The sequence below is a fragment of the Arthrobacter bussei genome (assembly GCF_009377195.2).
Lineage (GTDB): Bacteria > Actinomycetota > Actinomycetes > Actinomycetales > Micrococcaceae > Arthrobacter_D > Arthrobacter_D bussei.
This window is the reverse complement of the sequence record NZ_VJXX01000001.1, coordinates 21745-48050: the sequence shown is the minus strand read 5'-3', so window position 1 is coordinate 48050 and position 26306 is coordinate 21745. Positions and strand designations below refer to the sequence as shown.

Genomic DNA, 26306 nt, shown 5'->3' with positions numbered 1-26306 from the left:
TGCTGCATGGCAGTATGGGAGCCATGTTGCGTTGGCTGACGGCAGGAGAATCGCACGGCCCCGCCGTGGTCGGGATCATCGAGGGGATGCCCGCCGGGGTGGGTATCACGAGTACCGACATCCAGGAGTCCCTGGCCCGGCGCCGGCTCGGCTACGGTCGCGGCGCCCGGATGAAGTTCGAGCAGGACCAGGTCCGGATCATCGGCGGTGTGCGCCACGGCGTGACGCAGGGCGGTCCCGTGGCCATCGAGGTCGCGAACACCGAGTGGCCCAAGTGGGACAAGATCATGTCCGCCGATCCACTGAGCGAGCAGGACGCCGCCGAGCTCGCTGATTCCGCGCGCAACGCACCCCTCACGCGGCCGCGGCCCGGACACGCAGACTTCACCGGGATGCAGAAGTACGGCTTCGACGAGGCGCGCCCCGTGCTGGAACGGGCCAGCGCCCGCGAGACCGCCACGCGCGTGGCGCTTGGCGCCGTCGCCGTGAAGTTCCTCGAGGGCCTCGGCATCCGCCTCGTCAGCCACACGGTGTCCATCGCCTCGGTGTCCGTGCCCGAGGACGCCCCGCTGCCGAGGCCGAGCGACGTCATCGCCCTCGACACAGACCCCCTGCGCTGCTTCCACCGCGACACCTCGGACGCCATGGTGGCCGAGGTCGACGCCGCACACAAAGAGGGCGAGACCCTCGGCGGTGTCGTCGAGGTGGTGGCCTACGGCCTTCCGCCCGGGCTCGGCAGCTACGTGCACTGGGACCGGCGCCTCGACTCCCGGCTCGCCGCGGCACTCATGGGCATCCAGGCGATCAAGGGCGTCGAGGTCGGCGACGGCTTCGAGACCGCGGCGCGCCGCGGCACCGCCGCCCATGACGAGATCATCCGCGACGACGACGGCAAGATCGTTCGTGCCAGCAACCGTGCCGGCGGGATCGAGGGCGGCATGAGCATCGGGGACGTCCTGCGCGTCCGCGCTGCCATGAAGCCCATCGCGACCGTACCGCGGGCCCTGCGCACCGTGGACGTGAGCACCGGTGCCGCCGCCCGTGCCCACCACCAGCGGTCGGACGTCTGCGCCGTGCCCGCGGCCGGCGTCGTCGCCGAGGCCATGACGGCCCTGGTCCTCGCCGAAGCGGTCACCGAGAAGTTCGGCGGCGACTCCCTCGAGGAGACCAGGCGGAATCTCCGCACCTACCTCGAGAACATCCCGGAGTTCCTGGGCTCCGCGCAGGCCTGATGCAGCTGGACCGGCCTGTGGTGCTCGTGGGTCCCATGGCCGTGGGCAAGTCGACGGTGGGCCGGGTGCTGGCGCTGCGCACGGGTGCGCGGTTCGTCGACACCGACCGCACGATCGTCTCTCGCCACGGCAGCATCGCCAGGATCTTCGAGCGCGACGGCGAGCAGGGCTTCCGTACCCTCGAGGCGGAGGTGGTGGCCGAGGCACTGGTGCCCGGCGCGGTCGTGTCCCTGGGCGGTGGCGCGGTGCTGCACGACAGCACGCGGAAACTCCTCGCCGACGCCGTCGTCGTGTTCCTGGACACCGATCTCGCCACCGTCCTCCCGCGGATCGAGAAGGACGCCGCACGCCCCCTGCTCGCGGGCCGGCCCGCCGAGCGGTGGCAGGAGCTGTACCTCGCACGCCGACCGGTGTACGAGGACGTTGCCGACGTCGTCGTCGACTGCCGTGGATTGTCGGTCCGCGCGACGACGGACGCCGTCCTGAAGGCCCTCTCCCCCGATGCCGGCCGACCACCGGCGCATCCGTATCCCGCACCGTCGAAGCGGACCGGCACCCGGCAGCACGCCGAGAACGACCAGCACGACGGGCCTGACGACACGCCCGCCCCCGACCAGAACCACGAGATCGGACTCCACCCCCATGGCCCCTGACGACGCAACCATCATCCCGGTCACCGGAAGCACCACCGAGAGCACCTATGACGTCGTCGTGGGACGCGGGCTGCTCGGACGCCTCCCGGAACTCCTCGGTGAGCGCGTGCGCCGCGTCCTGGTGATCCACCCGCGCGCCCTGCGGGCCACCGGGGACACGGTCCGCGACGAACTGGCGGAGGCCGGTTTCACCGCGGTCACAGCGGAGATCCCGGACGCCGAGGAAGGCAAGCACATCCAGGTGGCGGCGTTCTGCTGGCAGGTCCTCGGACAGAACGACTTCACGCGCTCGGACGCGGTGGTCACCGTGGGCGGCGGCGCCGTGACGGACCTGGGCGGCTTCGTCGCCGCGACCTGGCTGCGGGGCGTCAAGGTGGTCCACCTCCCTACGAGCCTGCTGGGCATGGTCGACGCCGCCGTGGGTGGCAAGACGGGGATCAACACGGCCGAGGGCAAGAACCTCGTGGGTGCGTTCCACCCCCCGGCCGGCGTGCTCGTGGACCTCGATGCCCTGGGGACCCTGCCCAAGAACGAGCTCGTCACGGGGCTCGCCGAGGTGGTGAAGTGCGGCTTCATCGCGGACCCGGCGATCCTCGAGCTGATCGAGGGGGACATCACCGCGGCGACGGACGCCGGCTCACCGGTGCTCCGCGAACTCGTCGAGCGATCCATCCGGGTCAAGGCGGAGATCGTCTCCGAAGACCTCCGCGAGTCCGGCCGGCGCGAGTACCTCAACTACGGGCACACGCTCGGGCACGCCATCGAACTGGCGGAACGGTACTCCTGGCGGCACGGGGCCGCGGTGTCCGTCGGGCTCGTCTTCGCCGCCGAACTCTCCCGCATGGTGGGGCGGCTGAGCGATACCGACGCCGACCGACACCGCAGCGTCCTCGAATCCCTCGGGCTGCCCGTCACCTACCGGCGGGACCGCTGGGCCGCCCTGCTGGACGGGATGCGCCGGGACAAGAAGTCGCGCGGCGACCTGCTCCGCTTCGTGGTGCTCGACGGCGTCGGACGTCCCGGCATGCTCGAGGTCCCCGACACGTCGCTCCTCTTCGCGGCGTACCAGGAGATCGCCTCCTGACCAGGCCCCCGGCCGTTCCACGGACTGCTGGGTCCCTAGCAGCCGGTCCGCGTGCGCAGGGTAGACTGGACCACGGACTTTCGGCGCGCTCCGGCGTGCCCGCTGCGCCTCGGCCGGCCCATCCGCTCCCGTGTCCGACGACGACACGTACGAAACCGACGAAAGTGAATCTGTGGCGACCACGAACGACATCAAGAACGGCACTGTGCTGAAGCTCGAGGGCAACCTCTGGAACGTCCTCGAGTTCCAGCACGTCAAGCCCGGCAAGGGTGGCGCCTTCGTCCGTACCAAGCTCCGCAACATCCTCTCGGGGAAGGTCGTCGACAAGACCTTCAACGCCGGCCTGAAGATCGAGACGGCCACCGTGGACCGCCGCGATTACCAGTACCTGTACAAGGACGGCGAGGACTTCGTCTTCATGGACACCACGGACTACGACCAGATCACGGTCCCGGGCAAGACGGTCGGCAACGCGGCCAATTTCATGCTGGAGAGCCAGATGGCCACGATCGCCATGCACGAGGGTTCGCCCCTCTACGTCGAGCTCCCGGCCTCGGTCACGCTCGAGATCACCTACACGGAGCCCGGTCTGCAGGGTGACCGCTCCACCGGCGGCACCAAGCCGGCCACCGTCGAGACGGGCCACGAGATCCAGGTCCCCCTCTTCCTCGGCAACGGCACCAAGGTCAAGGTCGACACCCGCACGGGCGAGTACCTGGGACGCGTCAACGAGTGAGCGCACGCAGCAAGGCGCGACGCCGGGCCCTGGACATCCTGTTCGAGTCGACGCAGCGTGAGATGCCGGCCCTGGAGGTCATCCGCGCCCGCCGGGAGAAGACCGACATGGTGATCGCCGACTACACCGTCGATGTCGTCGAGGGCGTCCTGGAGCACCAGGAGCAGATCGACGAGTTCCTGAGCACCTACTCCCAGGGCTGGACCCTCGACCGGATGCCCGCCGTCGACCTCATGATCCTCCGGATCGGGAGCTGGGAACTGCTCTACAACGACGACGTCCCCGACGGCGTCGCCGTGAGCGAGGCGGTCGAGCTCGCGAAGATGCTCTCCACCGACGAGTCGCCCAAGTTCGTCAACGGGCTGCTCGGCCGTCTGCAGCAGCTGAAGCCGACGCTCCTGGCGTAGTCACCGCCCGCGCGACCCGAAGCTCCCGTCACCCGCCTCCCGCGGGACGGGGGCTTCCTGCGTCCAGCCGACGCATCCGATCCTGCCGCGTCGAGTATGTCAGCGGGCGATCTCGGCCTCGACCGCGAGGGCCACCTCCTGCAGGAACCGCTCGTCCGCTGCGCTGAAGTCGCGCGGCGCCTGGTCGATCGCGCAGAGGGTGCCCACGGTCCACCCGCCCTGGCCGCGCAGGGGATAGCCCGCGTAGAAGCGGATGCGGGGTTCCCCGAGCACCAGGGGATTCGAGGCGAAGCGTGCGTCCTCCAGGGCGTCCGGGACGATCAGCGGCCCTGCATTCCGGATCGTCGCATTGCAGAACGTGATCTCCCGGGGCAGGTTCTGCTCGATCGGTCCGAGGACTGACTTCAGGAACATCCTGTGGTCGTCGATCAGGGCGATGATCGAGGAGCTCACCCCGAGGTGCGTCCGCACCAGGGCGGTGTACCGGTCGAATCGCTGCTCCGAAGCGGTGTCCAGCAGGTGGGTGCGGGTGACGGCGTCGAGGCGCTCCTGCTCGGCCTCGCCGTCCGTGAACAGGAATGCGGCCGCCGCTCCCAGGGCCCTCCTCGGGTCCTGTTCCGTGCCGCCGTCGGACTGCGTCCCGCTCTGCGGCACCCGCGTCAGGACGGAGGTCTGCTCGAGCAGCTCGTTCATGGCGTCAGCGAGAAGATTCCGCTCCACTCCGGGCAGGATCAGCAGCCCACCGAGATACGCCTCCACCTCGTAACCCGAGACGGCCCCGCCGATCGCGTAGTACCGCATCCAGAGCTGTGACAGCTCCAGGTTCGCCTCGGACAACGCGCGGGTGGTCGTGGTGATCTGCACCTGGCTGCTCATGGAGTCTCCGAGATCGATGGTCCCGGTCGTCCGGTCCCATTCCGTGTGGTGGGGGCGAGGCGCGGACGACGCCGGTGATCGAGCGGCTGCATCCTGCACCTGTCATCATCCGGCACTCCTGCTACGAGGCGCATCAGGTGCCGAAGTGCGTGCGGGTCCCGGCTCCGCCTGCCTGGGTGATGATGCCCGCCGCGAGGTCCTTCAGCTTGATGTTGCGGGCCATCGAGGCGCGCTTGAGGATGCCGAAGGCCTCGTCCTGCGAGCAGCGGTTCTGGGCGACGATGATCCCGATCGCGATGTCGATGCCGGTCCTGGACCGCATGGCCGCCTGCAGGTCGTCCGAAAGCTTCTCGCTGGCCTTCAGCCGGACGTGCGCCCGCGCCGTCGCGCCGGCCTGTTCCGCGAAGACAGCCGCGGTGTGCTGGCGCTCCGGGGTGAAGAACGCGGCGGGGCGCGCGTAGAAGTTCAGAGCCGCTCGGTCCCCGCCGTCGAGGGCGAGGGGGATGCTGAGAATCGAGAGGAATCCCACCGCCGCGGTCACCGCGAAGAACGGGGGTAGGTCGGATCTCTCGTGTCATCAGCCACCTGCAGGCCCGGCGCCTCGAGGGCCAGGGGAGCGGGTCCGGCGTCCGCCGCATGCTGCGTGTTGAGGGCGGCGTAGAGCGCCAGAACCGCGGGGGAGACACTGAGGAAGAGTGCCTGTCCGCCCTCGCGCCTGAACATGAGACCGCAGGGTACCGCGCGATCAGCGCCGAAGAGCTGCGCGCCGAGGTCCGTCAACTGCTCAAGGACTGCCGGGGTGGCTCCCGATCGCGCCAGCGGGCTTGGCTCGCCGTCGACAGCAGGCGTCGATACCTCCGGTACCGTACCGCCGGAGCTGCGGAGGCTCGCGACTCCCTGCACGGCGCCAGGTACTCCGCCCGCTCCGCTCGTCGCGGAGTCGAGCGTCGCGGGACCAAGGGCATCGTGCATGAGGGAAAGCCTACAGACCCGACGGGCGCTCCGGCGCCGTCGCGCCGCCGCGCGCTCCGCGCCCCAGGCCCCACGCGACCGGGAAGCCGAGCCGACGGAAGGGGGGATCGTGGTCGCGCGTACATTCAGGACCGGCAGAATTGCACCCCGCGACGGGATACCTGACGGTGGGGGAGATCGCGCTGACCATGAGGGTGTAGAAGATGACGGTGTACAGCCCGGTGCCGTCAGGGACGCTGTACAGCGTTCGCATAGGCCGCTCGTACCGGATATTCCGCGCGGTACTCCAGCGGTACATGGACTCTCTCCACGGTGCGACCGGCAGCAGGTGGATGCCCAGTGGACACCACGCCCCGGCGCCGGGTACATCATCGACGACGCGCGGCGGCGGGAGGACGAGCCGATGAGGAAAGCTGCAGTACCACCCGCGCGGTGGTCCGCGTGGAGTCGGTACTCGCTCCAGTGACGGGTGTGCGGGTGTGCTGTGCGGCTGGTTCTTCATGACGTGGAGTCGCCGAGGCGTGGGTCGAGTCCGTATTGGGCGGGTGCGTGGAGGTGGTCGCGGAGGGTGGTGCCGTCGTAGTCGTGGTGGTAGATGCCGCGTTCCTGCAGGAGTGGCACGACCTCGTCGACGAAGGTGTCGATGCCGTCCTCGTTGACGTCGATGGAGACCCAGAATCCGTCGCAGGCGCCGGCTTCGAACCATTCCTGCATGTGGTCCGCGGTCACTGATGCTTCACCGACGGGGGTGGGGTGGTAGTCGATGACGCCGTGGGCGAGGATGTCGCGGAGCGTCCATCCCTCACGGGCGACCTCGAGCGCTCGGGGTGAGCGGGGGTCGAACGGGCTCGGGGCGGCGACCGCCAGCTGCTGAGCGGTCAGTGGTTCGTCGAGCTGGCTAGGGTCTAGGTGAAGGTTCAGCATCGAGCCGAGGTAGGGGACACGGGATGCTGCAGTGAGCTCAGCGAGTTGTACGCGCCGGTCAAGGGCGGCACGTTTGGTCTTGCCGATCGCGGGCATGACTCCGGCGAAGAACGTGATCTCATCCGGGTTCCGTCCTGCCGTGGCTGCGGCGTCGCGGTATGCCTGGCGCTGTGCGCGGGCGTCGTCGATGGTGAACGTGGCACCGATGACGCCATTGGCGTAGCGGCCGGCGATCTCAAGTCCGTTTGCGCCTCCACCAGCTGAGAAGATGACGGGCTGGCCCTGTTCGGACGGTGGAATGGGCAGCGGCCCGCGGGAGGCAACATGCCCGCCCTGCATGTTGACCGCCTGGATCTTTTCAGGGTCGGCGAAGCGGCCCGTTTTCTTGTCCTTGATCCAGGCGTCCTGCTCCCAGCTTCCCCAGAGGGCCTGAGCGATCTGGATCGTCTCGTGGGCGCGCTGGTAGCGGTCCGGGCGGGATGCCAGGGCCTGGCCGAAGTTCGCCGCAGCAGCTGGGTCACTGGTCGTGACCGCGTTCCACCCGGCACGGCCGTGGCTCATCACGTCCAGGGCCTTGAACTGGCGTGCGAGGTTGAAAGGCTCAGTGAAGCTCGTGGACCCGGTAGCGACGAGGCCGATACGCTCTGTGGCTCGGGCGATCGCCGCGAGGGTCATCATCGGTTCCAAAGTCATCGAGGGGGCCTCGTGGTCCACGTCGGCCTGCAGGCCGGGGAAGTCCGGGAGGAACAGGAAGGCGAACTTCCCTCGCTCGGCGGTCTGGGCGTAGCGGACCTGCGCGTCGAAGCTCGAGTAGTTCGCAGGATCGACGCCAGGGGCGCGCCAGGCTGAACTCTGGGATCCGTATCCGTTGCCCAAGTGCATGCCCAGGATCATCTGGTGGTTCGTCATCACTTCTCCTCGTTCATGCTGTCGTCCATCATGTTCGGCGCTGGTGGATCGCGACGGCGCCCGTGGCCGCATTGATCAGTGTGGACCCTGCCACTAATGTGAAGGTCAAGTCGATGATTGGCTCGTACGCCTTGGAGGGTCGGATGCGCATTGGTGAGCTCGCGAAGAAGACCGGTGTTCCTGCCCGGATGCTGCGGTATTACGAGGAGCAGGGGCTCATTTCCCCCCGGCGCCTGGACAACGGGTACCGGATGTATGACGACTACCTGGTGGACCGGGTGAAGAAGATCAGAGGGCTGGTCGATTCCGGTATCCCGACGAGGATCATCTCGAGCATCCTGCCGTGTCTGGACCAGCCGCAGACCATCGTCGTGAAGAACGCCGAGCCCGGGCTGCGGGAACTGCTGGTGACAGAGCGGGACCGCATGTCGGACAAGATCGACTTCCTCATCCACAACCGGGACTCCATCACCCGGTACATCGAGGCCATCGACGCCGCCGCCACTCAGGAGCAATCGCTCGAAGCCGGCTGAACCACTGGAGCTAACCCCCGAACCAGCTCCAGCGGTCTATGCGGTTCAGGCGGTTCAGGCGTCCTGGGTGGTGCGGGGCTTGCTGACGAAGAGGGTGCCGATGACGGCGCCGAGGGCGAGGATTGCGGCGACGGTGAAGGCAGCCTGTCCCGCGTCGATGCTCTGAGCGGCGCTGAGGGCACCTGTCCGGGTGGCATTCGCGCCGATGGTGAAGGCGGAGATGAGGATTGCGCCTCCTGCAGCGCCGGCAAGCTGCTGGACGGTGGAGAACGCGGCGGTGCCGTGGGGGTAGAGCTCGGCCGGCAGGGATCCCAGGGCCGAGGTGGTCATGGGAGCCCACATCAGTACCTGCGTGCCGGTCATGAGCAGGTAGACGGCGAGGACCAGCCAGATGCTGGTGTCCTCATTGATAGTGGTGAGGAACCAGATGGTTCCCACCCAGATGATGGAGCCGGGGATCGCCAGGGGCTTGGGTCCGACCTTGTCGTAGATGCGTCCGCCGAGTGCGGAGACGGTCGCGATCATCGCCCCTCCCGGGAAGAGGAACAATCCCATCTGCAGGGTGTCCAGACCGAGGACGGCGGTCAGAATGAGAGGCAGGACCAGGACCACCCCGAAGCCGTTCATCGCGACGAACGTCATGACGATCGTCGGCATGACGTACTGGCGGGCGGAGAAGATCCGCATGTCCAGGAATGCATCCCCGTGCTTCTGCAGCTTCACCTGGCGGTGGACGAACGCGGCCACGCCGGCTAGCCCGATGAGGATGGGGATGTAGGGGGCGACGGGTGCGTGCCCGGACACCGATTCGCCGATGGACGCCAGGCCGAAGACCAGCCCGCCGAAGCCGACGACGGACAGCAGCAGGGACACCACGTCCAGGCTCACCCGCTCCGGTGTGGTCACGTTCGGTAGTTTCAGCGCACCCAGGATCAGTGCCACCACGGCGATGGGCAGCATGAGGACGAACAGCCACCGCCAGGACAGCTGAGAGAGGATTACGCCGGATACCGCGGGACCGACTGCGGGGGCGATGGCGGGCACCGCGGTGACGAGGGCCATCATCCTGCCCCGCCGCGATGCCGGCACCAGGCGCATGGTCGTGGTGATCAGCAGGGGCACGAAGACCGCAGTGCCGATGGCCTGGATGATCCGCCCGGCGAAGAGTACTCCGAAGCCCGGGGCGACCGCGGCGACGACCGTTCCGAGAAGGAACAGCGACATCGAGCCCAGGAAGATCCCGCGCGTGGTGAACCGGCGCATCACGAACCCGGTGGCCGGGATCAGGACCGCCAGGGTCAGCAGGTACCCGGTGGTGAGCCACTGGCCGGTCGTCGGGGTGATGTCCAGGTCCGCGATCAGCGTCGGCAGGGCGACGCCGAGCATCATCTCGTTCAGCAGGACCACGAACGCCGAGACCATCAGCAGACCGATGATCATCGCGCTTCCAGGCGCCATCCGATCACCAGGAGCGCCGGCAGCAGTATCAGTAGCTGGGGGCCTCGTACCCGGGCTTTCATCAGGCGTGTACGCGGCTGCGGCGTCGGGGAGTGGGTGGGGTGCGGTCAGGGCTGTTTCATTCGGTGTCGATCCCGGCACGGGGTTCTCCTGGTCATGACGAAGGGGGTAGAAAACGAGGTAGCAGCATGTCTTCGAGCAGCTGGTGCTACCTAAGCTTCGGTCCGCTCGAGCCGCACTCACCGAGTGCGCAGAAGGCAGCGCGACAGAACCTCATGACCTATCGTGCGACCCTCTCACTAATGGCAGGGTCAAGCCGTGGGCCTATGAGAGTTGTCACATGACCTCCAGCAGGACCGGATTCACGCCGGGATTTGACCTTCACATTGGTGGAGGGTTGGAGACTGGTGGTTCACACCTTGCTCGATGGAAGGACATTCATGAAGATCGGCATCCTCGGAGCAGGATCCATCGGTTCGACGCTGGCGCAGAAACTCGCTGAAGCAGGCCATCAGGTGAAGGTCGCCAACTCCCGTGGTCCGGAAACCATCGACGAGACGGTCCTGGCAACAGGAGCGACCGCCGTCGAGGCGTCCGACGTCGTCCAGGACGTCGACGTGCTCGTGACCTCGATTCCCCTCGCCCGGATGGCAGGGATCCGTCCGCTCCTCGAGGAGCTTTCTGCGGACGCGGTCGTCATCGACACGTCGAACTACTACCCGCTGCGCGACGGTCACATCGAAGCCCTCGATGGCGGGCAGGTGGAAGGCCTGTGGGTCAGCGAGCAGATCGGGCGCCCCGTCGTGAAGGCCTGGAACGCGATTCTCTCGGGTACTTTCGAGGCCAAGGGCCGTCCTGCAGGGCAGGCCGGCCGCCTCGCCATTCCCGTTGCAGGCGACGATGAGGTCGGCAAGCGTGCTGCGATCAGTCTGGTGGAGGATACCGGGTTCGACACCGTCGACGCCGGTACACTGTCCGAATCTTGGCGGCAGCAGCCCGGAGCTCCGGCCTACTGCACTGAACTGACCCAGGAGGAGCTGCCGGCCGCCCTGGCACGCGCCCAGAAGGACCTCCTGGCCGGCCGGCGGGATCGGGTCATGGCAACCATCGGGGACACGTTCGGCTCCCTGACCTCCGACGACATCGCTGCCCTCAACCGAGCCACCTACGCATGAGGGCCGGGGGTGGATTCGCGCCCTGCCGAAATTCCTGGTGGAGTGCCTCGTAAGCCGGGAGGTCCTGAAAGCTCACCCTGCGCCAGGGTGCCACCAGACCGACCACACCGACGTTCGCGATTCTGTTTGCCTCAGTCAGGAGCACCCCTCCAACACTTCCGGCGGTGATGAGATGTGACTCAAGTCCGACGCTCGTCAGATTTGATGGTGATCGAAGTTCAACTCATCGTGAGCCCGTCGAAGGCAAGGACTCACGTGAGGAGCCCGACAACCTCACTCGAACCAGTCAGTCTGGGTGGCCGTTGACGCTGATCGCGGTGTCCGCTCACGTTGAATGACAGATCGGCTCGTGCAGGCTTGGGTAGACAGGGTTACGGCCATCTCCTCTCAGCGTGAGTAATCCCCCTGCCACGCCCCAGGACAGCTCGTACTGTTTGTCGCCGATCGGGCGGATCCCGTCGTCGGCCGTCCATGTTCCTGTGCGCCAGCCAACTCCTATCGGGTGTATCGAGTAGACCTGGCCCGCACCAGACATGAGGAACGAACTCTCCCGGACAACGGCCCTGCAGCCTCCCGGCGCGGAGGGCTTCAAAACGGTGTAGTTAGCAGAGAAGAAGGCGTCCCCGATGAACGCAACGACGCACCCGACGGCAGCCATCGTGCTCACAACGCGCCAGAGGACTGGCATTATCCGATCTTTCTCGCCAGTCCTTACACGCCGAGCGGTGTGGTTGAGGATGATCGCCGCGATCAACAGGGCGGTGCCTGGAATCCATGGAGGAAGGACAGACGGGCCGAACACCAGGATCAGTCCGCACCACCCCAACACCACAAGCATCATCGCAGCCACCGCGCACAGGACAGAAGTCCGGCCGAGCCGCCGTTCCGACAAGCGACCCGTCGAGCGCCGGGGCATAGTCATCGCGGAAGGGTACTACGCCTGTCTTGCGGCTTCCTCGTCCGCGGACTCGATCGTGTTGCCGTTGTCCCGAAGCCAGTACAGCGTTCGTCTACCGGTTCACGACCGTGGCCGCTTGGGTTCCCGTTCTCTCGGTTCATGCCGGTCTCTGTGCGGGCCACCTCTTCGCGGGTGCTCACTGAGGTGTCACAGGCCGATCTTCACTCTTCTCATCACTGGCTCCATTTCTTGGAGGTAAGGAAGTCTTGGACTGCCGGCCGGGGGAGTCCCAGCGTTTGAGCGACTCCTGCTTTCGCGCGCCAGCTCGGCGGGAACAGCCCGTCAACCTCCGGGCGGTGAGTATGGCGTCAGTGGGGCGTCTTACCCTGACCCGACGTACTTCCACAATGACGACCAGTAATCAGCCGCATGAGTCGCCTAGTAGGAAAGAGAAGCCCGTGACCAGCAACCCCGAGGTACAAGCGCTCACGAACGAGTATCACTGCGGGCTGAGGTCATGGGCGAAAGTTACCTACACGATCGAGGCAGCAACCGAGCTGCTGATCCGCGCCCATGAAAGCTGCTTTGTCAGGTCGGGACAGCCGTGGATTGGTATGGGCAGCCGCTGGCCCTACGTCGACTTCGAAGCGATCGAGGGCAACCTTGAAGGACTTTCCGGCGGCGAACGCCGGTTCATGCTGCTGGTTGCATCTCTTGGCGACGGGGGAGCGCTGGTGGACCTCGGCGACGTCATCCCGGGTTTGGACCGTGATGTGTGCTGGCACTTGTCCTCGCCGCGATCGCGCACGCTGGCGGAAGCCATGAACACTCAGGGTTCGAGTTCACCGAGGACGGTACGCCGACGTTGATCGTGCGCCTCGCCCGGCCCTACGACTGGCCCAACGCCAACGCCAACGCCAACGTCATCTAGAGCCGCTGCGCCGCACATCCGCCGCCGGCAGACAGTCCTCACTAGTGGTGCTCGCGGGGAGTGGGAAGTCCTGCCCAGGGTGCACGGTAGGTCGAGTACGACGGACACCCCGGACAGGACTCCACGACAGAGCGTAGAACACGGTCCTGACACCGCAGCTGACACACTGAACAGATGCCCGCGACCCGCCCCGACAATGACCAAGTGGCCGAATGCGCGGAATGCGGCAGGACCGCTCCGCTGACGCTCACCGGAGACGGAACGCCGAAGGACTGGGCGTACATCGTGGATGCAGGTGTGACGTTCTGTCCGCTGCACCGGCCGCGGATGCCCGAGGGCTGGCAGGACGTCATCAGGATCTACAAGAAGGGCGAGCTGGACAAGCTCGCCGGCGACCGAAAACCACCGCCCACCGGTTCGTTCGAGGACGAATGACGAAGGCCCCGGGGAGGCTGCGTGGATGGGGGATCAACACGCAGACGACCGGAGCCTTCAGGGATAGTTCTACTGGGTGGGAGCGCTCCCCAGATAGTTTCGATGCGGAAGGTGTGACCTGATGAGCACCGGCCCTGGCGCAGTGCTGCATCTGCCGCGCCACAGCCAAGCTCCAGGAGGAGGGACGGCCCCTGCCCGAGGGCTGGCTGTACAGGACGATTACCGTCGACGTCGGCCGCTACTACTGCCCCGATCACGCCCACAAAGCCTGACCGAGCTCGCCGATACGAATTCGCGGCTCGACAGAGGTGTCATTGTCGGTGACCGTCACCGTGCAGCATGACGGTGGTTGAGTAGTTGCCATGAGGTTTGATGACCTGCTGGTGCCTGAGGACGACTACCCCTCGGGTCCCTGTGAGAGTAGGCGCGAGTGGCTTCTCACGTACTCCCGAGGTGTCTCGGTCGATGTGATCGCGTCGTGGTGCAGGGTGACGCCGGCGCGGGTGCGCCGGGCGGTTGAGAAGCAGATCCGGCACAGTCCGAGCTGGTTCGACCAGTGCCTGCGGATCCATGACCAGCCCGCTGACCTTCGGGAGAAGTTCAACCGGCCGACCCGGGAAGGGTTGTGGTGGAAGCACTATAACGACGTCGCCGCGCACGTCTCTGCGCACGGAATGCTGCCGTCGCAGAACCATGGGGACCACGCCCGGGTGCTGTACCGGTGGATTGAAGCCCAGCGCCGGCAGAACGACGCCGGGAACCTCACGCACGACAAGCTCGAGGCCCTCGACCGGCTGGGCTCCTGGCAGGGCGTCCGCCGTGGACGCCCCGACGAGCACTGGACGCGGCGTTTGACCGAGCTGTGCCTGTTCCATCGGTCTCATGGGCGCCTGCCCATGTACGACCCGGTACGCCGGCCCGAGGAAAGACTGCTCGCGGTGTGGCTGATACGTCAGCGAACCTGGGAACGCAAAGGCCGCCTCAGACTCGATCGCCGGCACCGCCTGCCCGCAGCCCTCCCCGACTGGATGCCGGCCACGCCGACTACGAAGTAGACGCACAATCAAGCGACCCTGCAGTTGGCTGGCGATGGACCGGTGACAGGCAAGCTATCGGCCGCGTGGGTCAGATACGAGTCAGATGTAGGTCAGGTGTGGGTCGCGTGGTGGCTGGTGTATTGCTGGTACTGAGGATTGTCCGCTAGGAATGTGGAGGCCATCTGGCAGCGGGGGATGAGGTTCAGGCGGCGTTTGTGGGCGTCGAGGACGACGGCCCGCATCAAGGTTGTAGCAGCGCCCTGGTCCCGGAAGCCCGACAGCTCGTTACCCATGATCAGGGTCAGGTCCCCGCCGTTCATCCGGTACTGCATGTACGCGACCAGGTGTCCGTCGATGAACAGCTCGAACCGGGAGGACAGGGAGTTGTCCCGGAACTTCTCCCGCGTCGTGCTCACCGGATGCCGTTTCTTCGCTGCCTCGGCTCTGCGCTCGAGCTCGTCGACGAGCATCTCGTACCGGTCCACCGTCCGGCTGGGCGAGAAGCCGGTATCCATCAGCGTGTACGCCTGGTTCACGAGCATCCGCAGCCGGCGGATGGAAAGTGAAGCGAGAACAGCCGGCGTCAATGGTTCACCGTCGGTGGGGGAGTCGTCGGGTTCCTGCTGGGATTCCACCCACGCGGTCAGCTGCTCCGTGTCAATCGTCCCGAACTGACTCGCCCGGGTGAGCTTTGCCGACGTCCTTGCCCTACGGGGTCCTGTGAGGACCGTGAGCGGAGCTGCAGCGGCACTGGTGCTCGTGGGTGTTACGGGGTCTTTCAGAAGTTCGGTCATGGCCGTCTCCGCGTTTAATACACATCCCTGGCCTGTGTCTAGACCTATGTGTGATTCGAACACTAGACCTAAAGCCCGCAGAAGCAACCAGCATCAGCTGAACAGTTGGCGACGGCCGAGCGTGGCCGGCTGGTACAAGGTCCCGGGTTCATACACTGGTGGCATGAGTAGCGCCGGAGCCCGTGAAGGCTGCCAGATCATCCTGGTCAATAAGGTCGGTGCTGTCCTTCTGCAGCTTCGCGATAACAAGCCCACCATCGCCTTCCCGAACATGTGGGTCATCCCCGGCGGAATGCTCGACCCCGACGAGACAGCCGCTGCCTGCATCGCTCGGGAAGTCCGCGAGGAACTCGGCGTCACCCTGCCCGCTGAGTCGATTGAATTCCTCGGACGAACTCGCCGGTCCTACGGGGTTGAGAACACCTTCACCGCACCACTGGACGCTGCCTCGACCTCGATAATCCTGACCGAAGGTCAACGCATCACCTGGTTCACCGAGCCGGACATCCGCGCCATGGAACTGGCGTACGAGGACAACGCAGTGCTCGCGGACTACTTCTGCCGTCAATCAACTAGGTAGCTCCCCCACAGGTGGATGAGCAGAATCGCCCCGATCATCACGCCAACACCTGACCGCACCCCGCAGCCCCGGTAGATCCTCGCGCTTCTCCTGCCACTCCTGGGCTTTCCCCTAGACCGGCTTACGAAAGCTTTCGATCGTCGCCGGATCTACGGATTGTGCTTCCGGTCACGGAGGTTCTCGCTGAAGGGAGCACGCGGGCTCCGACACAGGTCGTCGTACATCTCATCGAGAGACTGAGACAGCAGGTCCCTGTCGAGCGCCGGCAGTCGCATCAGTCCGTGTAAGTATGCGTTGACCTCGAACTCGCCGACGCTGCCTCCGATGCTGAAGTAATGGACCCAGAGCTCACCCGCAGTGATGCCCGCCAAGTGCATGAGCGAAAATGCCGCAGCGTTCTGATCCGCGTCATCCTTCGAGTCGTCTGCTGTGTTGTCTGCGGCGTCCAAACTACTTTTCCAGCTCGTATGCGTGGGGTGCGCCTCTGCTCGACGTCAGTGCTTCCAGCCTAGGAGCAGGTTGCAGGACCAGGTAAGGCCGATCTGGTGCTTGCAAAGCCTTGGGTGGAGGGCAACGTCGCGGGCACCCGTTCATTACGACGTTGTTCACCATGACGTTGTTGACCATGACGTTGTTCACCGCGACCAGCCACAGCTGGACGTCCGCTGTTCTTCCCGACCGTCAGCTCGTGGAGGCCGTGCAAGTGAAGAACGGTCCAGGTGTCGGGCAACGACAACAGGGAGTGGGCCATTCTGGGTAAGCGGGTCGCCCCGGAGAGGGTCTGGCCGGAATCTACTCCTGCGTTGGGTTGGTTGCTTCCACCCGACAGCGGTGTTTGATTCAACGAACCACGGCGCACTGTGCCTTGCCGAGACGGAGAGCTTTTGCGCCTATAGGCGCGGTTCTTGAGGCGTACGAGGGGTAGCGAGTTAGGGTCTAGGCCGCGATGACGGCTCGCACGACCGTGCGTGAAACGGCGAGCACCTCCCGCTCGTGGCTGAGGTGGACCTCGTGTACGGCGCCGGGCCACGACACCAGGGGAGTGCCGAGGGCGGCCGCTACTCGCTGGTGTGCGCGCCGCAGGGAAGAGCCGGGTCTGCGGTCTGCGGTCACGACAGCTGCTGGTACCAGGGGAAGCTGCGCCTCAGTGAAGCTCTGTGCGATGCGTTCGAGGCCGGTGGCGGCCGTGCTGAGTCGTGGGAGGTCGACGTCGGCGATGGTTAGAGCAGCGGCCCGCGCCGCTGGAGTCATGGAATGTCGTGTCGCCGAACGGGTGGCGCTGCTGCGTAGCAGCGCCCTGAAGGCCCGGCCGAGGCCCGGCGCTTTTGAGAGAATCGCTGTCACCGAGGCTGTTCGCTCCATCTGCCTCGCGAGCGTCACATCGTTGACGGGTGTCGGATCGAGCAGCACGAGCCCGGCGACGTCCTCGGGATGATCGCGGGCCAGCAGCATTGCGACAGCACCGCCGAGGCTCTGACCGATCACGACGACGGGTCCGACGGATAGGTCGGTTAGCACGGTGTGGATCGCGTCGGTCGCGTCAGCCAGTCCGCCGCCGACCTCTGATGCTGCGGTGCCCGGCCGGTCGTAGAGGATGACGCGGCAGCCCGGATCAGCGACCAGCCCCTCGACCAGCCCCGGAAAGAACCCCTCGACGGCTTCGCCCCCACCCGGCAGCAGAAGCACGGCCTGCCCGCCTTCACCCAACACCTGAAGCATGCGGTCAGCCTAACCGGGACGCGTTCCGGGCACGACCGACGCAATCCTCCCGGGCCCCAGAAGGATTGCGTCGAATGCGAACGTCATGAGAGTCCAATGACGTGAGCGAGGGACAAGCATGAGCCCATCGAGCTCGCGGCCAGCTGCGTGCTGGAACGCCCCGTAGTCTGAAGACGTGGCCGCCGGGGCGAAGGGCCACACCCGGAGCTGTGGGTTTCCCTTGGAGGAGCCATGCACCAAGCTTTCGACATGAATGTTCTCGCCCGCCTATGCGACGAGGTCGGCGAGATCGCGGCCAGCGCATTCGTTCGATCCTTTTCCGACATGCTCGAGGAGCGTCTGATCCGCATCGACCTCGCCCACCCGGTGATGGATCCGCAGGAGTGGTCGAGTGCCGTCACTGGGCTCGGTACCAGTGCGAATAGGGCCGGGGCGCAACGAATCGAGCAGACATGCGCGAACCTGCTCACAATCGATCCGTCGGATGTGTTTGCTCTGGAGGACTCGAAGGGGCGTCTACGAACCGATGGGAGGATCTTCGCGTTGGCGTTCGCCTCATTCCTGAATGGGCAAACCTTGGCATAGGGCGAGCGACAGCGCACACTGAAGGCTAAGCACACTGATGATTGCGCCTGTACCAGACCCGGCCCGAAGCGCTGTGCTCGAACGCACCAGCAGCGAGGCACGTCATCAACGCACACGACCAGCAATGGCTCACGGCCCAGGTCCTGTCCCACTCCGAGATTCCCGTCGATGACGTATGGGTGCGCTACGTAGCTCTCGGCGGCATCGCTGACGCGGTCGCCATCGCGGCCTACCTCCACGGCCATCTCATCCTCGACACCATGCAACGCGACCTCATCACTCATGCCATCAACGAACTCCTGAGCGAAGCCGACAACACCACCGACAACCATCCCGGTGACAGACCCGAGGTCGAATTGCCGGGTCTACGAAGCTCAGGTGGAAGCGGTTCTGACGCGATCACCGATAGTGAGTTCGAACGGATCATGATGGGCCAGGATGCAGCCCAGGACCAGGCGAACTCCTCCCGGTTTCCGGCGTTTCGCGCCCCGTACGACCACGAGCCAGCCGGCACACCCCTCCTGGCGCTGAATGAAAAGGGACAGCCACAAGCCGACGTGGGGCTCGCGCGGCCCGGAGTGTCATGGCCTCCACTTCAAACCCGGCTGGTGTCGATGTTCAACCCCGCCGAGGCCGAGAACAGGCGCCTTGAAGCCCTGCGAGTGACCAGACTCTTCGACTCGGCGCCGGAGGAGCGCTTCGACCGGATCACCCGGGAAGCGCAGCAGACGTTCGGGACAAGTTCTGCAACGATCTCCTTCATCGGTCGTGATCGGCAGTTCGTGAAGTCATCCACCGGCCCCCTCGGAACCGATGTGCCGCGGGACAAGTCCTTCTGCTCGCACACCATCGCGGAAGACAGAACCCTGGTCATCCCAGATGCCACGATCGACAGCCGATTCGTCGATAACCTGCTCGTCAGCGAAACACCACGCATCCGCTTCTACGCCGGGCATCCCTTGACCGGACCCGGAGGCTGGCGCATCGGGGCACTCTGCATCCTCGACACCGAACCCCGGTCCTTCTCCGAAGAGGACCGCCGCAAGCTCCGCATCCTCGCCGGCCTCACACAGATGGAAATCATCAACGCCTGACACAGCCTGCTAAGTACGACAGCTGAAGCGTGACTTGTCTGAGCAGGGCCAGCGAACAGCCTTCACCAATCGTGCAGCGAAAATGGGCGGCCCGGGGCATCCGAGCTCCGAGCAGGGCAATGGGTCCTTCGCTTCGCTCCGGCCTGTTCCGGCCAGGCTGCTCCTTCGTCGTGGGTGCCGGCGTGACTGCGTTCAACCACACCCAACCTTCACGGTGAATAGAGGAAGGCCCCGGGGAGGCTGCGTGGATGGGGGATATACACGCAGACGGCCGGGGCCTTCACTGATAGTTCTACTGGGTGGGAGCGCTCCCCAGATAGCTTTGATGCGGAAGGTGTGACCTGATGATTACCCCGGCCCTGGCACAGTGCTGTGTCTGCCGCGAGGGACGGCCCCTGCCCGAGGGCTGGCTGTACCGGACGGTTACCGTCGACGTCGGCCGCTACTACTGCCCCGAGCACGCTCACCGAGCTTGACCGTGATGGCTTGAGCTACGCTGCCCAGCATGGATCAGGACACGACACCAGCTGACCTGTCGCGGGAACTCGGCGTCGACGCCAAGAGGATCAGGGACTTTCTACGCGAGCGGTACGGGCTTCTGCCACCGTACGAGAGCAGATGGCGACTGAACCAGGAGCGAGCCGACGCCGTTAGAGCGTACTTCCGCACGAGGTGAGCAGACGTCCGTTCACCCTGGTCAGCGGGTCAGTGATTTGCGTTGCTCACGCCGGTAGTCGAGGACCGAGCAGGTCAGGAACGCAGACGCAGCCAAAACCATGGCGAGGATCGACGCGGGACCCCACCAGGTCGGCAACCGCTCCGCGAGGATCGTCACGCTCATCCCGAACACGAGCGAGACCCAAAACAGATTACGAGTCCAGACAGTCATATCTAGTCGTCCTGGCGTAGCGCGACAATCGCTTTGGCTACGTACACGACAGCCATGATCGCGATCAGAAAGTAGCCAGCGACCATGTACCAAGCATCGAGGCTCGGGAAGGTCATTCCGGCAATCAGCGCGAGCATCATGCCTGCGAACCCATAGATCGCTGCTCCGCGCTTTGAGCTGCGCGATCGTGCCTGTGCGTGGTTATTCGTCCCCATAGTCATGGTCACAACTCTACGGAAAGTGTCATGGCCGGCGGGCCGCGGGTGTCTCACCTGTAGTGCTTCCCTGCTCTCCGCCAGGGGGCTCCGAGCAGGGCAATGGACCTCTTGCTTCGCTCCGGCCGAATAGGGCCCGGGCGCTCCTTCGTCGCACCCGACCCTGATGTTTTTTGTCTGCTGTCCTTCGGATTGTGTGCCCCCGCTCCACAGCGTCAATCGGCTGCGCCGACGAAAGCCGGCCATAAACCTCTACGGCGCTCCTGCGTCGCTTATTTCCTTCGAAGTTTCTGGCAGGCCTCTGTCCCTTCGGGGTTGACACTGCTCCGTCGGGGACGAGCGAGCGAGCTCGCCAGCAGGTAAAAAACAACTGTGAGTCTTGACGGTGGCTGGTCTGGGACTAGCTGGCAGTGTTGATGTCGGTCGTTCTGCCTGGCGCGTGACTCGAAAAAACAATTGCCCCGCCAGGGTGCATTTCCCCCGACTTGTCCGCGCTGGGTGGAGTGGCCGGCCTTGACCTGTCCCACGACGGTGGCTTGATTAGAAGCTTGCCCAGCCTCTGGAGGTTGTGGCTCATCACAGTATTGCCTCGACGTGACTCCTCCCAGGTCAGTGCCGGTCGTGATGCGACCAGTCTTGCCCGCTCGAAAGGAAGGAGGGTGGCCGCATTGACTATCGTTGCGCAGACCCGCCCATTCGTCATCGGCGTGGACTGCCACGCCCGCACCCACACCTACGCCATCATCGAGGCCAGTACCAAGCAACGGGTCGCGTGCGAACAGTTCCCGACCACCTCGGCAGGGCTTTCGCGCGCACTTGCCTGGGTAGGCCGACGGACAGGCGGCGATACGGCCTGTCTGTGGGCCGTTGAGGGTATCGGCTCTTATGGTGCACGCCTGGCCCGAGCAGTAGCCGACGCCGGCTACGACGTCGCCGAAGCTCCACGGATGAACGCCCGAGGCCGTCGGACAATCGGCAAATCCGACCCGCTGGACGCCGCCGCCATCGGAACCGCAGTCCTCAGCTTGGAGGAGTCCCAGCTCCGAATCCCGCGCCGGGATGAAGGAACCCGTGCCGGGCTCAGGATCCTCAGCGCAGCACGGGATCAGTTGACACGCGAACGAACAGTAAACGTCAACGCACTCATCGCCCTACTCCGGGCACACGACCTGGGAATCGACGCTCGTAAACCGCTGGTTGCCGCCCAGATCGCCACAATCACCAGATGGCGGGAACGAGACGAGCCAATCGAGTTGCTGATCGCGCGCGAGGAAGCAGTCCGGTTGGCGCGCCGCGTTCTTGAAGTGACCACTCAGCTGACTGCAAACCAAAAGCGCATGACCGAGCTGATCCAGCAAAGCCCAGCGGCGCCGCTGCTGGAGATGGTGGGCGCCGGTGCTGTCACTGTCGCCACCGTCCTGACAGACTGGTCGCATCCAGGAAGGGTTCGCAGCGAAGCTGCCTTCGCCTCACTGGCAGGAGTGAATCCCTTGCCCGCCTCAAGCGGTAACACTGTCCGACACAGGCTCAACCGGGGCGGGGATAGGCGCCTCAATCGTGCCTTGCATACCATCACCATGACCCGTATGGTCCACGACCCCGGAACGCGGGACTACGTCACCAAACGCACCCGAGAAGGCCGCAGCTACCGCGAGATCCGCAGATCTCTCAAGCGCTACATCGCCCGAATCCTCTACCGCCAACTCAACTCGCTTTACGCCACAGCGGATTCAGCCCGACCCCATGTTTCAGGGGAACAGCCCCACCAGGGAGAGGTGCGGTGTCCTTCGATTGCGCTTCCCTGATGTGGCACCTGCGCTTCGACTGCGGAGGGGTCGCTTGTGTTCGTCCTTCCTGGTGCGCTCACCGGCAGGCGAGTCCGCCTGCCGGGTCCTCCTTCAACTTGCTTGCCGGCCTTTATCCGAACCGGCCACCATTCCCAGTCCTTGGTCGGTGTCAGTAGTCGGGGTCGCCGGAACGGCCGTGGGCCGTGCCGGTGGGGAACCCGATCATGACCAGTTGTGGCTCGGGCGCGGAGCAGCACCCACCAGCACCAGCCTCAGAGGCCGCATCATCGGTGGTTCCAGTTCCGCAGGACGCACCAGTGGCCGCAGTGGTTTCAGCGGGTGCTGTTGCGGCAGGGGTGTCGCAGGAGCCGCCGAGGTCCGTGCTGCAGACCCCGGTTTCGGGCAGCTCGAGCTGGAGGCGGGATGCGGCTTCGAGGTCGCCGGCGATCGCTGCGGTCACGGAGCGGACCTGCTCGTACCCGGTGGCGAGCAGGAAGGTGGGTGCGCGTCCGTAGGACTTCATCCCGACGAGGTAGAAATCCTTCTCCGGGTGCGCCAGGACGTCCGCCCCATGGGCCGGGACTGTTCCGCAGGAATGGAACTCCGGGTCGATGAGGGGTCCGAGGGCACGCGGAGCCTCCACGGCGGGATCGAGTTCCAGGCGCAGCTCGCGCAGGATGTCAAGGTCCGGCCGGAACCCGGTCGCCGGCACGAGGACGTCGACGTCCATGGTCCGGGGGCCGTCCGGCGTCGACGCGGTCACCGCCAGGCCCGTGTCGGTCGTCTCGAAGCTGGTGATGGTGAAGTTGGTGACGAGCTCGACGACGCCGTCGCCGACGAGGGTGCGCAGGCGGCTGCCGAGCTGCCCACGTGCGGGCAAGCCGTCGAGGTCCCCGCCTCCATAGAGTTTCTGTGCAGATCCGCTACCGCGTACGGCCCAGAGGATGCGGGTGCCGGGTTCGTTCTTGGCGACCTGGCCGAGGTTGATGAGGGTATTCGCGGCCGAGTGGCCGGCCCCGACAACCATCACGGTCTTGCCCGCGAAGTGGTCGCGTTCGGTTCCGACGACGTCAGGCAGCGCGGTGGTGATGAACACGCACGCCGCGTCTTCTCCGGGAGCCTGCAGGCCGGCCTGGCCGAGGGGGTTGGGCTGGCTCCACGTGCCGGAGGCGTCAATGACGGCGCGCACGAGGTAATCGGTGGTGCCCTCGGGGCTGGTAACGCGAACGAGGAAGGGTGTGGTGTCGCGGTCCTTGGTGCGGGTCTTGTCCATGCCGAGGCGGGTGACCGCAACGACGGTGCTCTTGAAGCGCAGGGTGTCCCTGATCGCGGGGATCGCGGCGAGGGGCTCGAGGTAGGCCTCCACCAACTCGCGCCCGTAGGGGAGGGCGGTCTGGCGTGGTTCGGTCCAGCCTGTGGGTTCCAGAAGACGCCGGGCGGCGGAGTCGATGTTGTACTGCCAGGGCGAGAACAGGCGAATGTGCGCCCACTGACGCACCGCTGATCCGACACTATCTCCCTGCTCGAACACGATCGGGGTCAGCCCCTGCTCGAGGAGGTTCGCGGCCGCGGACAGCCCGATCGGTCCGGCGCCGATAACGGCGACCGGCAGATCAGTGAGCTCAGTGGACTCAGGGAGGCCAGTCATGGCAGCTGAGGCGGGGGTGGTGTCAGACATGGGCGTTCTCCTCGATGAGAGCGGTGGCGATGCTGGGGGCGTCCTCGAGTGCAGCGAGGTAGCGTTCGGCGTCCAGGGCTGCGGCGCAGCCGGATCCTGCTGCGGTGATGGCTTGCCGGTACCGGTGGTCGACGGCGTCGCCGCAGGCGAAGACACCGGAGAGGTTCGTCAGGGTGGTGGGCGCGTCGACGACGATGTATCCCTCGTCGTCGAGGGTGACCTGGTCCTGGACGAGGTCGGTGCGGGGCAGGTGCCCGATGGTTACGAAAATCCCGGTCGCATCCAGTTCCCGGGTGTCCCCGGTGATGGTGTCGGTAAGGGTGACCCCGGTGACTTTCGCGTCCCCGTGGATCTTGGTGATCGCGCTGGTATATGCGAAGCGGATTTTGTCGTTGTCCATGGCCCGCTGCGCCATGATCTTCGACGCCCGCAGGGCCGAGCCGCGGACGACGACGGTGACGGTGGCCGCGAAGCGGGTGAGGAACAGGGCTTCCTCCATGGCCGAGTCCCCGCCACCAACGACGATGATGTCCTGGTTGCGGAAGAAGAACCCGTCACACGTCGCGCACCACGACACGCCCCGACCGGACAGGCGCTTCTCATCGGGTAGGCCGAGCTCCTTGTAGGCGGAGCCGGTCGCGAGGATCACCGCTGGCGCCTGGTACGTGGTGCCGCTCAGCGTGGTGACGGTCTTCAGGGTCCCGGTGAGTTCGACGGTGGCCGCGTCGTCGTATTCGATGACGGCGCCGAAGCGTTCGGCCTGGCCGCGGAGGTTCTCCATCAACTCGGGTCCCTGGATGCCGTCGGTGAACCCGGGGAAGTTCTCGACCTCCGTCGTGTTCATCAGCGCACCACCGGCAGTCACGGCGCCGGCGATGACCCTCGGTGCCAGGCCCGCCCGGGCCGCGTAGATCGCCGCCGTGTACCCGGCGGGGCCGGAGCCGACGATGATGATCTTCTCCTGTCGCACGTCCTGCTGAGAATCTGTCTGTGTGCCTGTCATGACGGTGCCTTTCGAATCCTGGAAGCGCTGAGCGACGGGTGAAGGGAGTGCGCGGGTCAGGCGCTCGGTGTACCGGTGCTGGTGCTGGAGTCGATGGTGGGCAGCAGTTCCTTGATCAGCTGCTGGATGCGGCCCTTGATCTCGTCCCGAATGGGGCGGACGGATTCGACGCCCTTGCCGGCGGGATCCTCCAGGACCCAGTCCTCGTACCTCTTGCCCGGGAAGTAGGGGCACTCGTCCCCGCAGCCCATGGTCACGACGACGTCGGAGGCCTTCACGGCCTCGGTGGTGAGGATCTTCGGGGCCTCGGCCGTGATGTCGATGCCCTCCTCCCTCATGGCTTCGACCGCAGCGGGGTTCACCTGGTCCGCGGGCTGGGACCCGGCGGAGAGGACCTCGATACGTCCCATGGACAGGTGGTTCAGGTACGCGGCGGCCATTTGCGACCGACCGGCGTTGTGGACGCAGACGAACAGGACCGACGGCTTTTTCCCGGCGAGATCATCGGGCAAACCAGCGGTATCAGAGCTGGTCTCAGGAGTGGTTTCTGCTGTCTCGGCAGTCATGGTGATCCTTCAGGTCTCGCTCTGTTCCGGTGATCCGGACAGGCCTCGTGGATAGTGGGTAGGAGTCGAACCGCTCCTCAGACACTGCCTACTCAGGTGTCCGAGGAGAGATTGACTGTCTTCGATATTGAGTATGCGGAGATATATCGACGGTTGTCAATGTGCGGGTATGCTGGGTTGCATGACGACGATTTCCGAGCCCCGAACTATGGCTGCGAACACGGGCCTCGCGACTACTGAGATGGTTGATGAGGGTCGGTGCTGCGTGCCGTCCGGTGCGCCGGCGATGAGCGCGGAGCGGGCTGAGGCGTTGTCCAGGCAGTTCAAGGCGATCGCCGACCCGAACCGGTTGCGCCTGGTCTCACTAATCTCCGCCAGCGCCGAGAATGAAGCCTGCGTATGTGACCTCACCGAGCCCCTGGAACTCGGGCAGCCGACGGTGTCGCATCATCTGAAGATCCTCGTCGACGCCGGGATCCTGCACCGGGAAAAGCGCGGCGTGTGGGCGTACTTCTCCATCGTGCCCGGCGCTCTGGACGCCCTCGCCGGCGTCCTCACCGAACCCAAGTAACACCCCAGCCACCCGGGCCAAACCTAGTTCCCGTCCGGTTCCTGCTTGGCCCCTGCTTGATTCCTGATTTCCTTCCGTCCACTCAGAAGAAGTGAGTATCCCTGTGACTTTCAAGGCCGACAAGCCCTCTGTCCTGTTCGTGTGCGTGAAGAACGGAGGCAAGTCCCAGATGGCTGCCGGCCTCATGGACAAAGTCGCAGGAGATACTGTGACCACCGCTTCCGCCGGCTCGAAGCCCGGCTCCGCGGTCAACGATCTTTCCGCCCAGGTTCTGGCCGAGGTCGGGGTCGACATCAGCCAGAACGTCCCCCGCCAGATCACCGTCGAGGACCAGGAGCAGGCGGACATCGTCGTCATCCTCGGCCCCGAAGCGCAGGTCGACGACGTCGAAGGCACCCTCTACGAGCGGTGGGAAACTGACGAGCCCAGCGACCGCGGGATCGACGGCATCGAGCGGATGCGGCTGGTCCGCGACGACATCCTCGAGCGCGTCACCGACCTTCACGCCACTCTCACCACCCGATAACGCGCGCCCAACGCTCCTCGCACCGAACGACAACGGCCC

32 protein-coding genes are annotated in these 26306 nt (G+C 65.6%); 17 read left to right on the top strand and 15 right to left on the bottom strand.

Annotated elements, in window-relative coordinates; all coding sequences use genetic code 11:
- The first annotated feature begins 23 nt into the window (after window positions 1–23).
- The 5 genes from aroC (at window position 24) to nusB (ending at window position 4112) form a co-directional block, all read left to right on the top strand.
- Complete coding sequence (aroC, locus tag FNH21_RS00240; RefSeq protein ID WP_152811505.1) at window positions 24–1232, top strand: chorismate synthase; 1209 nt, start codon at window positions 24–26, stop codon at window positions 1230–1232.
- Window positions 1232–1885 carry a shikimate kinase gene (locus tag FNH21_RS00235; RefSeq protein ID WP_206687013.1) on the top strand — a complete coding sequence of 218 codons (654 nt, stop codon included), beginning with the start codon at window positions 1232–1234 and terminating at the stop codon, window positions 1883–1885. The genes aroC and FNH21_RS00235 overlap by 1 nt, the downstream gene beginning before the upstream one ends.
- Window positions 1875–2969: a 3-dehydroquinate synthase gene (gene aroB / locus FNH21_RS00230; RefSeq protein ID WP_152811504.1), complete on the top strand. Its 1095-nt coding sequence runs from the start codon at window positions 1875–1877 to the stop codon at window positions 2967–2969. The genes FNH21_RS00235 and aroB overlap by 11 nt, the downstream gene beginning before the upstream one ends.
- 172 nt (window positions 2970–3141) lie before the next feature.
- Window positions 3142–3705 carry an elongation factor P gene (gene efp / locus FNH21_RS00225; RefSeq protein ID WP_055771376.1) on the top strand — a complete coding sequence of 188 codons (564 nt, stop codon included), beginning with the start codon at window positions 3142–3144 and terminating at the stop codon, window positions 3703–3705.
- Entirely contained in the window at window positions 3702–4112 is a 411-nt protein-coding gene (nusB, locus tag FNH21_RS00220; RefSeq protein WP_055771373.1) for a transcription antitermination factor NusB, read from the top strand. The genes efp and nusB overlap by 4 nt, the downstream gene beginning before the upstream one ends.
- 99 nt (window positions 4113–4211) lie before the next feature.
- Here nusB and FNH21_RS00215 read toward each other — a convergent pair whose 3' ends face one another.
- The 5 genes from FNH21_RS00215 to FNH21_RS00195 all read right to left on the bottom strand — a co-directional run bounded on the left by FNH21_RS00215 (window position 4212) and on the right by FNH21_RS00195 (window position 7793).
- Window positions 4212–4988, bottom strand: coding sequence for a GAF domain-containing protein (locus FNH21_RS00215; protein WP_152811503.1), 777 nt, complete (start codon window positions 4986–4988; stop codon window positions 4212–4214).
- Window positions 4989–5121: 133 nt separating this feature from the next.
- Window positions 5122–5529 carry an ANTAR domain-containing protein gene (locus FNH21_RS17350; protein WP_152811502.1) on the bottom strand — a complete coding sequence of 136 codons (408 nt, stop codon included), beginning with the start codon at window positions 5527–5529 and terminating at the stop codon, window positions 5122–5124.
- The gene (locus FNH21_RS00205) at window positions 5526–5960 is read right to left on the bottom strand and encodes a hypothetical protein (RefSeq protein ID WP_152811501.1); all 435 of its coding nucleotides are present in this window, start codon (window positions 5958–5960) and stop codon (window positions 5526–5528) included. Before FNH21_RS00205 ends, FNH21_RS17350 begins: the two co-directional genes overlap by 4 nt.
- 10 nt (window positions 5961–5970) lie before the next feature.
- On the bottom strand, window positions 5971–6213 hold the full coding sequence (locus FNH21_RS00200) for a hypothetical protein (protein WP_191931452.1): 243 nt from the start codon (window positions 6211–6213) through the stop codon (window positions 5971–5973).
- Between the two features lie 245 nt (window positions 6214–6458).
- A complete protein-coding gene (locus FNH21_RS00195; protein ID WP_152811500.1) occupies window positions 6459–7793 on the bottom strand; it encodes an NtaA/DmoA family FMN-dependent monooxygenase in 1335 nt (444 codons plus the stop codon).
- Between the two features lie 143 nt (window positions 7794–7936).
- Here FNH21_RS00195 and FNH21_RS00190 point away from each other — a divergent pair, with 143 nt between their 5' ends.
- Complete coding sequence (locus FNH21_RS00190; RefSeq protein WP_152811499.1) at window positions 7937–8326, top strand: MerR family transcriptional regulator; 390 nt, start codon at window positions 7937–7939, stop codon at window positions 8324–8326.
- 54 nt (window positions 8327–8380) lie between these two features.
- Here FNH21_RS00190 and FNH21_RS00185 read toward each other — a convergent pair whose 3' ends face one another.
- Window positions 8381–9784: a DHA2 family efflux MFS transporter permease subunit gene (locus FNH21_RS00185; protein WP_152811498.1), complete on the bottom strand. Its 1404-nt coding sequence runs from the start codon at window positions 9782–9784 to the stop codon at window positions 8381–8383.
- Between the two features lie 440 nt (window positions 9785–10224).
- Between FNH21_RS00185 and FNH21_RS00180 the strand changes: the two genes are divergently transcribed.
- Window positions 10225–10959, top strand: coding sequence for an NADPH-dependent F420 reductase (locus FNH21_RS00180; RefSeq protein ID WP_152811497.1), 735 nt, complete (start codon window positions 10225–10227; stop codon window positions 10957–10959).
- Window positions 10960–11284: 325 nt separating this feature from the next.
- Here the strand turns inward: FNH21_RS00180 and FNH21_RS00175 are convergent, their stop codons facing one another.
- Window positions 11285–11800, bottom strand: a complete 516-nt coding sequence (locus tag FNH21_RS00175; RefSeq protein ID WP_206687012.1) for a hypothetical protein — start codon at window positions 11798–11800, stop codon at window positions 11285–11287.
- Between the two features lie 515 nt (window positions 11801–12315).
- On the opposite strand from FNH21_RS00175, the gene FNH21_RS00170 reads away from it, so the two are divergent.
- The 3 genes from FNH21_RS00170 to FNH21_RS00160 all read left to right on the top strand — a co-directional run bounded on the left by FNH21_RS00170 (window position 12316) and on the right by FNH21_RS00160 (window position 14278).
- Window positions 12316–12726: a hypothetical protein gene (locus FNH21_RS00170; protein ID WP_191931451.1), complete on the top strand. Its 411-nt coding sequence runs from the start codon at window positions 12316–12318 to the stop codon at window positions 12724–12726.
- Window positions 12727–12962: 236 nt separating this feature from the next.
- On the top strand, window positions 12963–13223 hold the full coding sequence (locus tag FNH21_RS00165; RefSeq protein ID WP_152811495.1) for a hypothetical protein: 261 nt from the start codon (window positions 12963–12965) through the stop codon (window positions 13221–13223).
- 362 nt (window positions 13224–13585) lie between these two features.
- Window positions 13586–14278 carry a helicase associated domain-containing protein gene (locus tag FNH21_RS00160; RefSeq protein WP_206687011.1) on the top strand — a complete coding sequence of 231 codons (693 nt, stop codon included), beginning with the start codon at window positions 13586–13588 and terminating at the stop codon, window positions 14276–14278.
- Between the two features lie 92 nt (window positions 14279–14370).
- Here FNH21_RS00160 and FNH21_RS17235 read toward each other — a convergent pair whose 3' ends face one another.
- A complete protein-coding gene (locus FNH21_RS17235; RefSeq protein ID WP_191931450.1) occupies window positions 14371–14895 on the bottom strand; it encodes an N-acetyltransferase in 525 nt (174 codons plus the stop codon).
- 322 nt (window positions 14896–15217) lie between these two features.
- Here FNH21_RS17235 and FNH21_RS00150 point away from each other — a divergent pair, with 322 nt between their 5' ends.
- Window positions 15218–15634, top strand: coding sequence for an NUDIX hydrolase (locus FNH21_RS00150; protein WP_152811492.1), 417 nt, complete (start codon window positions 15218–15220; stop codon window positions 15632–15634).
- Window positions 15635–15783: 149 nt separating this feature from the next.
- Here FNH21_RS00150 and FNH21_RS00145 read toward each other — a convergent pair whose 3' ends face one another.
- The gene (locus tag FNH21_RS00145) at window positions 15784–16083 is read right to left on the bottom strand and encodes a hypothetical protein (RefSeq protein ID WP_241742672.1); all 300 of its coding nucleotides are present in this window, start codon (window positions 16081–16083) and stop codon (window positions 15784–15786) included.
- A gap of 487 nt (window positions 16084–16570) precedes the next feature.
- Window positions 16571–17353 carry an alpha/beta fold hydrolase gene (locus tag FNH21_RS00140; protein ID WP_152811491.1) on the bottom strand — a complete coding sequence of 261 codons (783 nt, stop codon included), beginning with the start codon at window positions 17351–17353 and terminating at the stop codon, window positions 16571–16573.
- 231 nt (window positions 17354–17584) lie between these two features.
- Here FNH21_RS00140 and FNH21_RS00135 point away from each other — a divergent pair, with 231 nt between their 5' ends.
- From FNH21_RS00135 to FNH21_RS00125, 3 genes are all read left to right on the top strand, one after another.
- A complete protein-coding gene (locus FNH21_RS00135) occupies window positions 17585–17938 on the top strand; it encodes a hypothetical protein (protein WP_152811490.1) in 354 nt (117 codons plus the stop codon).
- Between the two features lie 41 nt (window positions 17939–17979).
- Window positions 17980–19032, top strand: coding sequence for a GAF domain-containing protein (locus tag FNH21_RS00130; protein ID WP_152811489.1), 1053 nt, complete (start codon window positions 17980–17982; stop codon window positions 19030–19032).
- Between the two features lie 505 nt (window positions 19033–19537).
- Window positions 19538–19708, top strand: a complete 171-nt coding sequence (locus tag FNH21_RS00125; protein WP_191931449.1) for a hypothetical protein — start codon at window positions 19538–19540, stop codon at window positions 19706–19708.
- Window positions 19709–19729: 21 nt separating this feature from the next.
- Here the strand turns inward: FNH21_RS00125 and FNH21_RS00120 are convergent, their stop codons facing one another.
- Both FNH21_RS00120 and FNH21_RS00115 read right to left on the bottom strand, forming a co-directional pair.
- Window positions 19730–19921, bottom strand: coding sequence for a hypothetical protein (locus tag FNH21_RS00120; protein WP_152811488.1), 192 nt, complete (start codon window positions 19919–19921; stop codon window positions 19730–19732).
- Between the two features lie 2 nt (window positions 19922–19923).
- Window positions 19924–20142, bottom strand: a complete 219-nt coding sequence (locus tag FNH21_RS00115; RefSeq protein WP_152811487.1) for a hypothetical protein — start codon at window positions 20140–20142, stop codon at window positions 19924–19926.
- A gap of 662 nt (window positions 20143–20804) precedes the next feature.
- Between FNH21_RS00115 and FNH21_RS00110 the strand changes: the two genes are divergently transcribed.
- Complete coding sequence (locus FNH21_RS00110; protein ID WP_241742770.1) at window positions 20805–21941, top strand: IS110 family RNA-guided transposase; 1137 nt, start codon at window positions 20805–20807, stop codon at window positions 21939–21941.
- Between the two features lie 151 nt (window positions 21942–22092).
- Here FNH21_RS00110 and FNH21_RS00105 read toward each other — a convergent pair whose 3' ends face one another.
- From FNH21_RS00105 to FNH21_RS00095, 3 genes are read right to left on the bottom strand one after another with little or no spacing between them, the layout of a single operon-like run.
- Window positions 22093–23571 (bottom strand): FAD-dependent oxidoreductase, encoded by a 1479-nt coding sequence (locus tag FNH21_RS00105; protein ID WP_422108755.1) that lies wholly within the window; start codon window positions 23569–23571, stop codon window positions 22093–22095.
- A gap of 22 nt (window positions 23572–23593) precedes the next feature.
- Window positions 23594–24604, bottom strand: coding sequence for a thioredoxin-disulfide reductase (trxB, locus tag FNH21_RS00100; RefSeq protein WP_152811485.1), 1011 nt, complete (start codon window positions 24602–24604; stop codon window positions 23594–23596).
- Window positions 24605–24660: 56 nt separating this feature from the next.
- Complete coding sequence (locus FNH21_RS00095; RefSeq protein WP_152811484.1) at window positions 24661–25170, bottom strand: arsenate reductase ArsC; 510 nt, start codon at window positions 25168–25170, stop codon at window positions 24661–24663.
- Window positions 25171–25351: 181 nt separating this feature from the next.
- Between FNH21_RS00095 and FNH21_RS00090 the strand changes: the two genes are divergently transcribed.
- Together FNH21_RS00090 and FNH21_RS00085 are read left to right on the top strand one after the other, a co-directional pair.
- On the top strand, window positions 25352–25741 hold the full coding sequence (locus FNH21_RS00090) for an ArsR/SmtB family transcription factor (RefSeq protein WP_422108730.1): 390 nt from the start codon (window positions 25352–25354) through the stop codon (window positions 25739–25741).
- Window positions 25742–25832: 91 nt separating this feature from the next.
- Window positions 25833–26267, top strand: a complete 435-nt coding sequence (locus FNH21_RS00085; RefSeq protein ID WP_338403095.1) for an arsenate-mycothiol transferase ArsC — start codon at window positions 25833–25835, stop codon at window positions 26265–26267.
- Window positions 26268–26306: the final 39 nt, after the last annotated feature.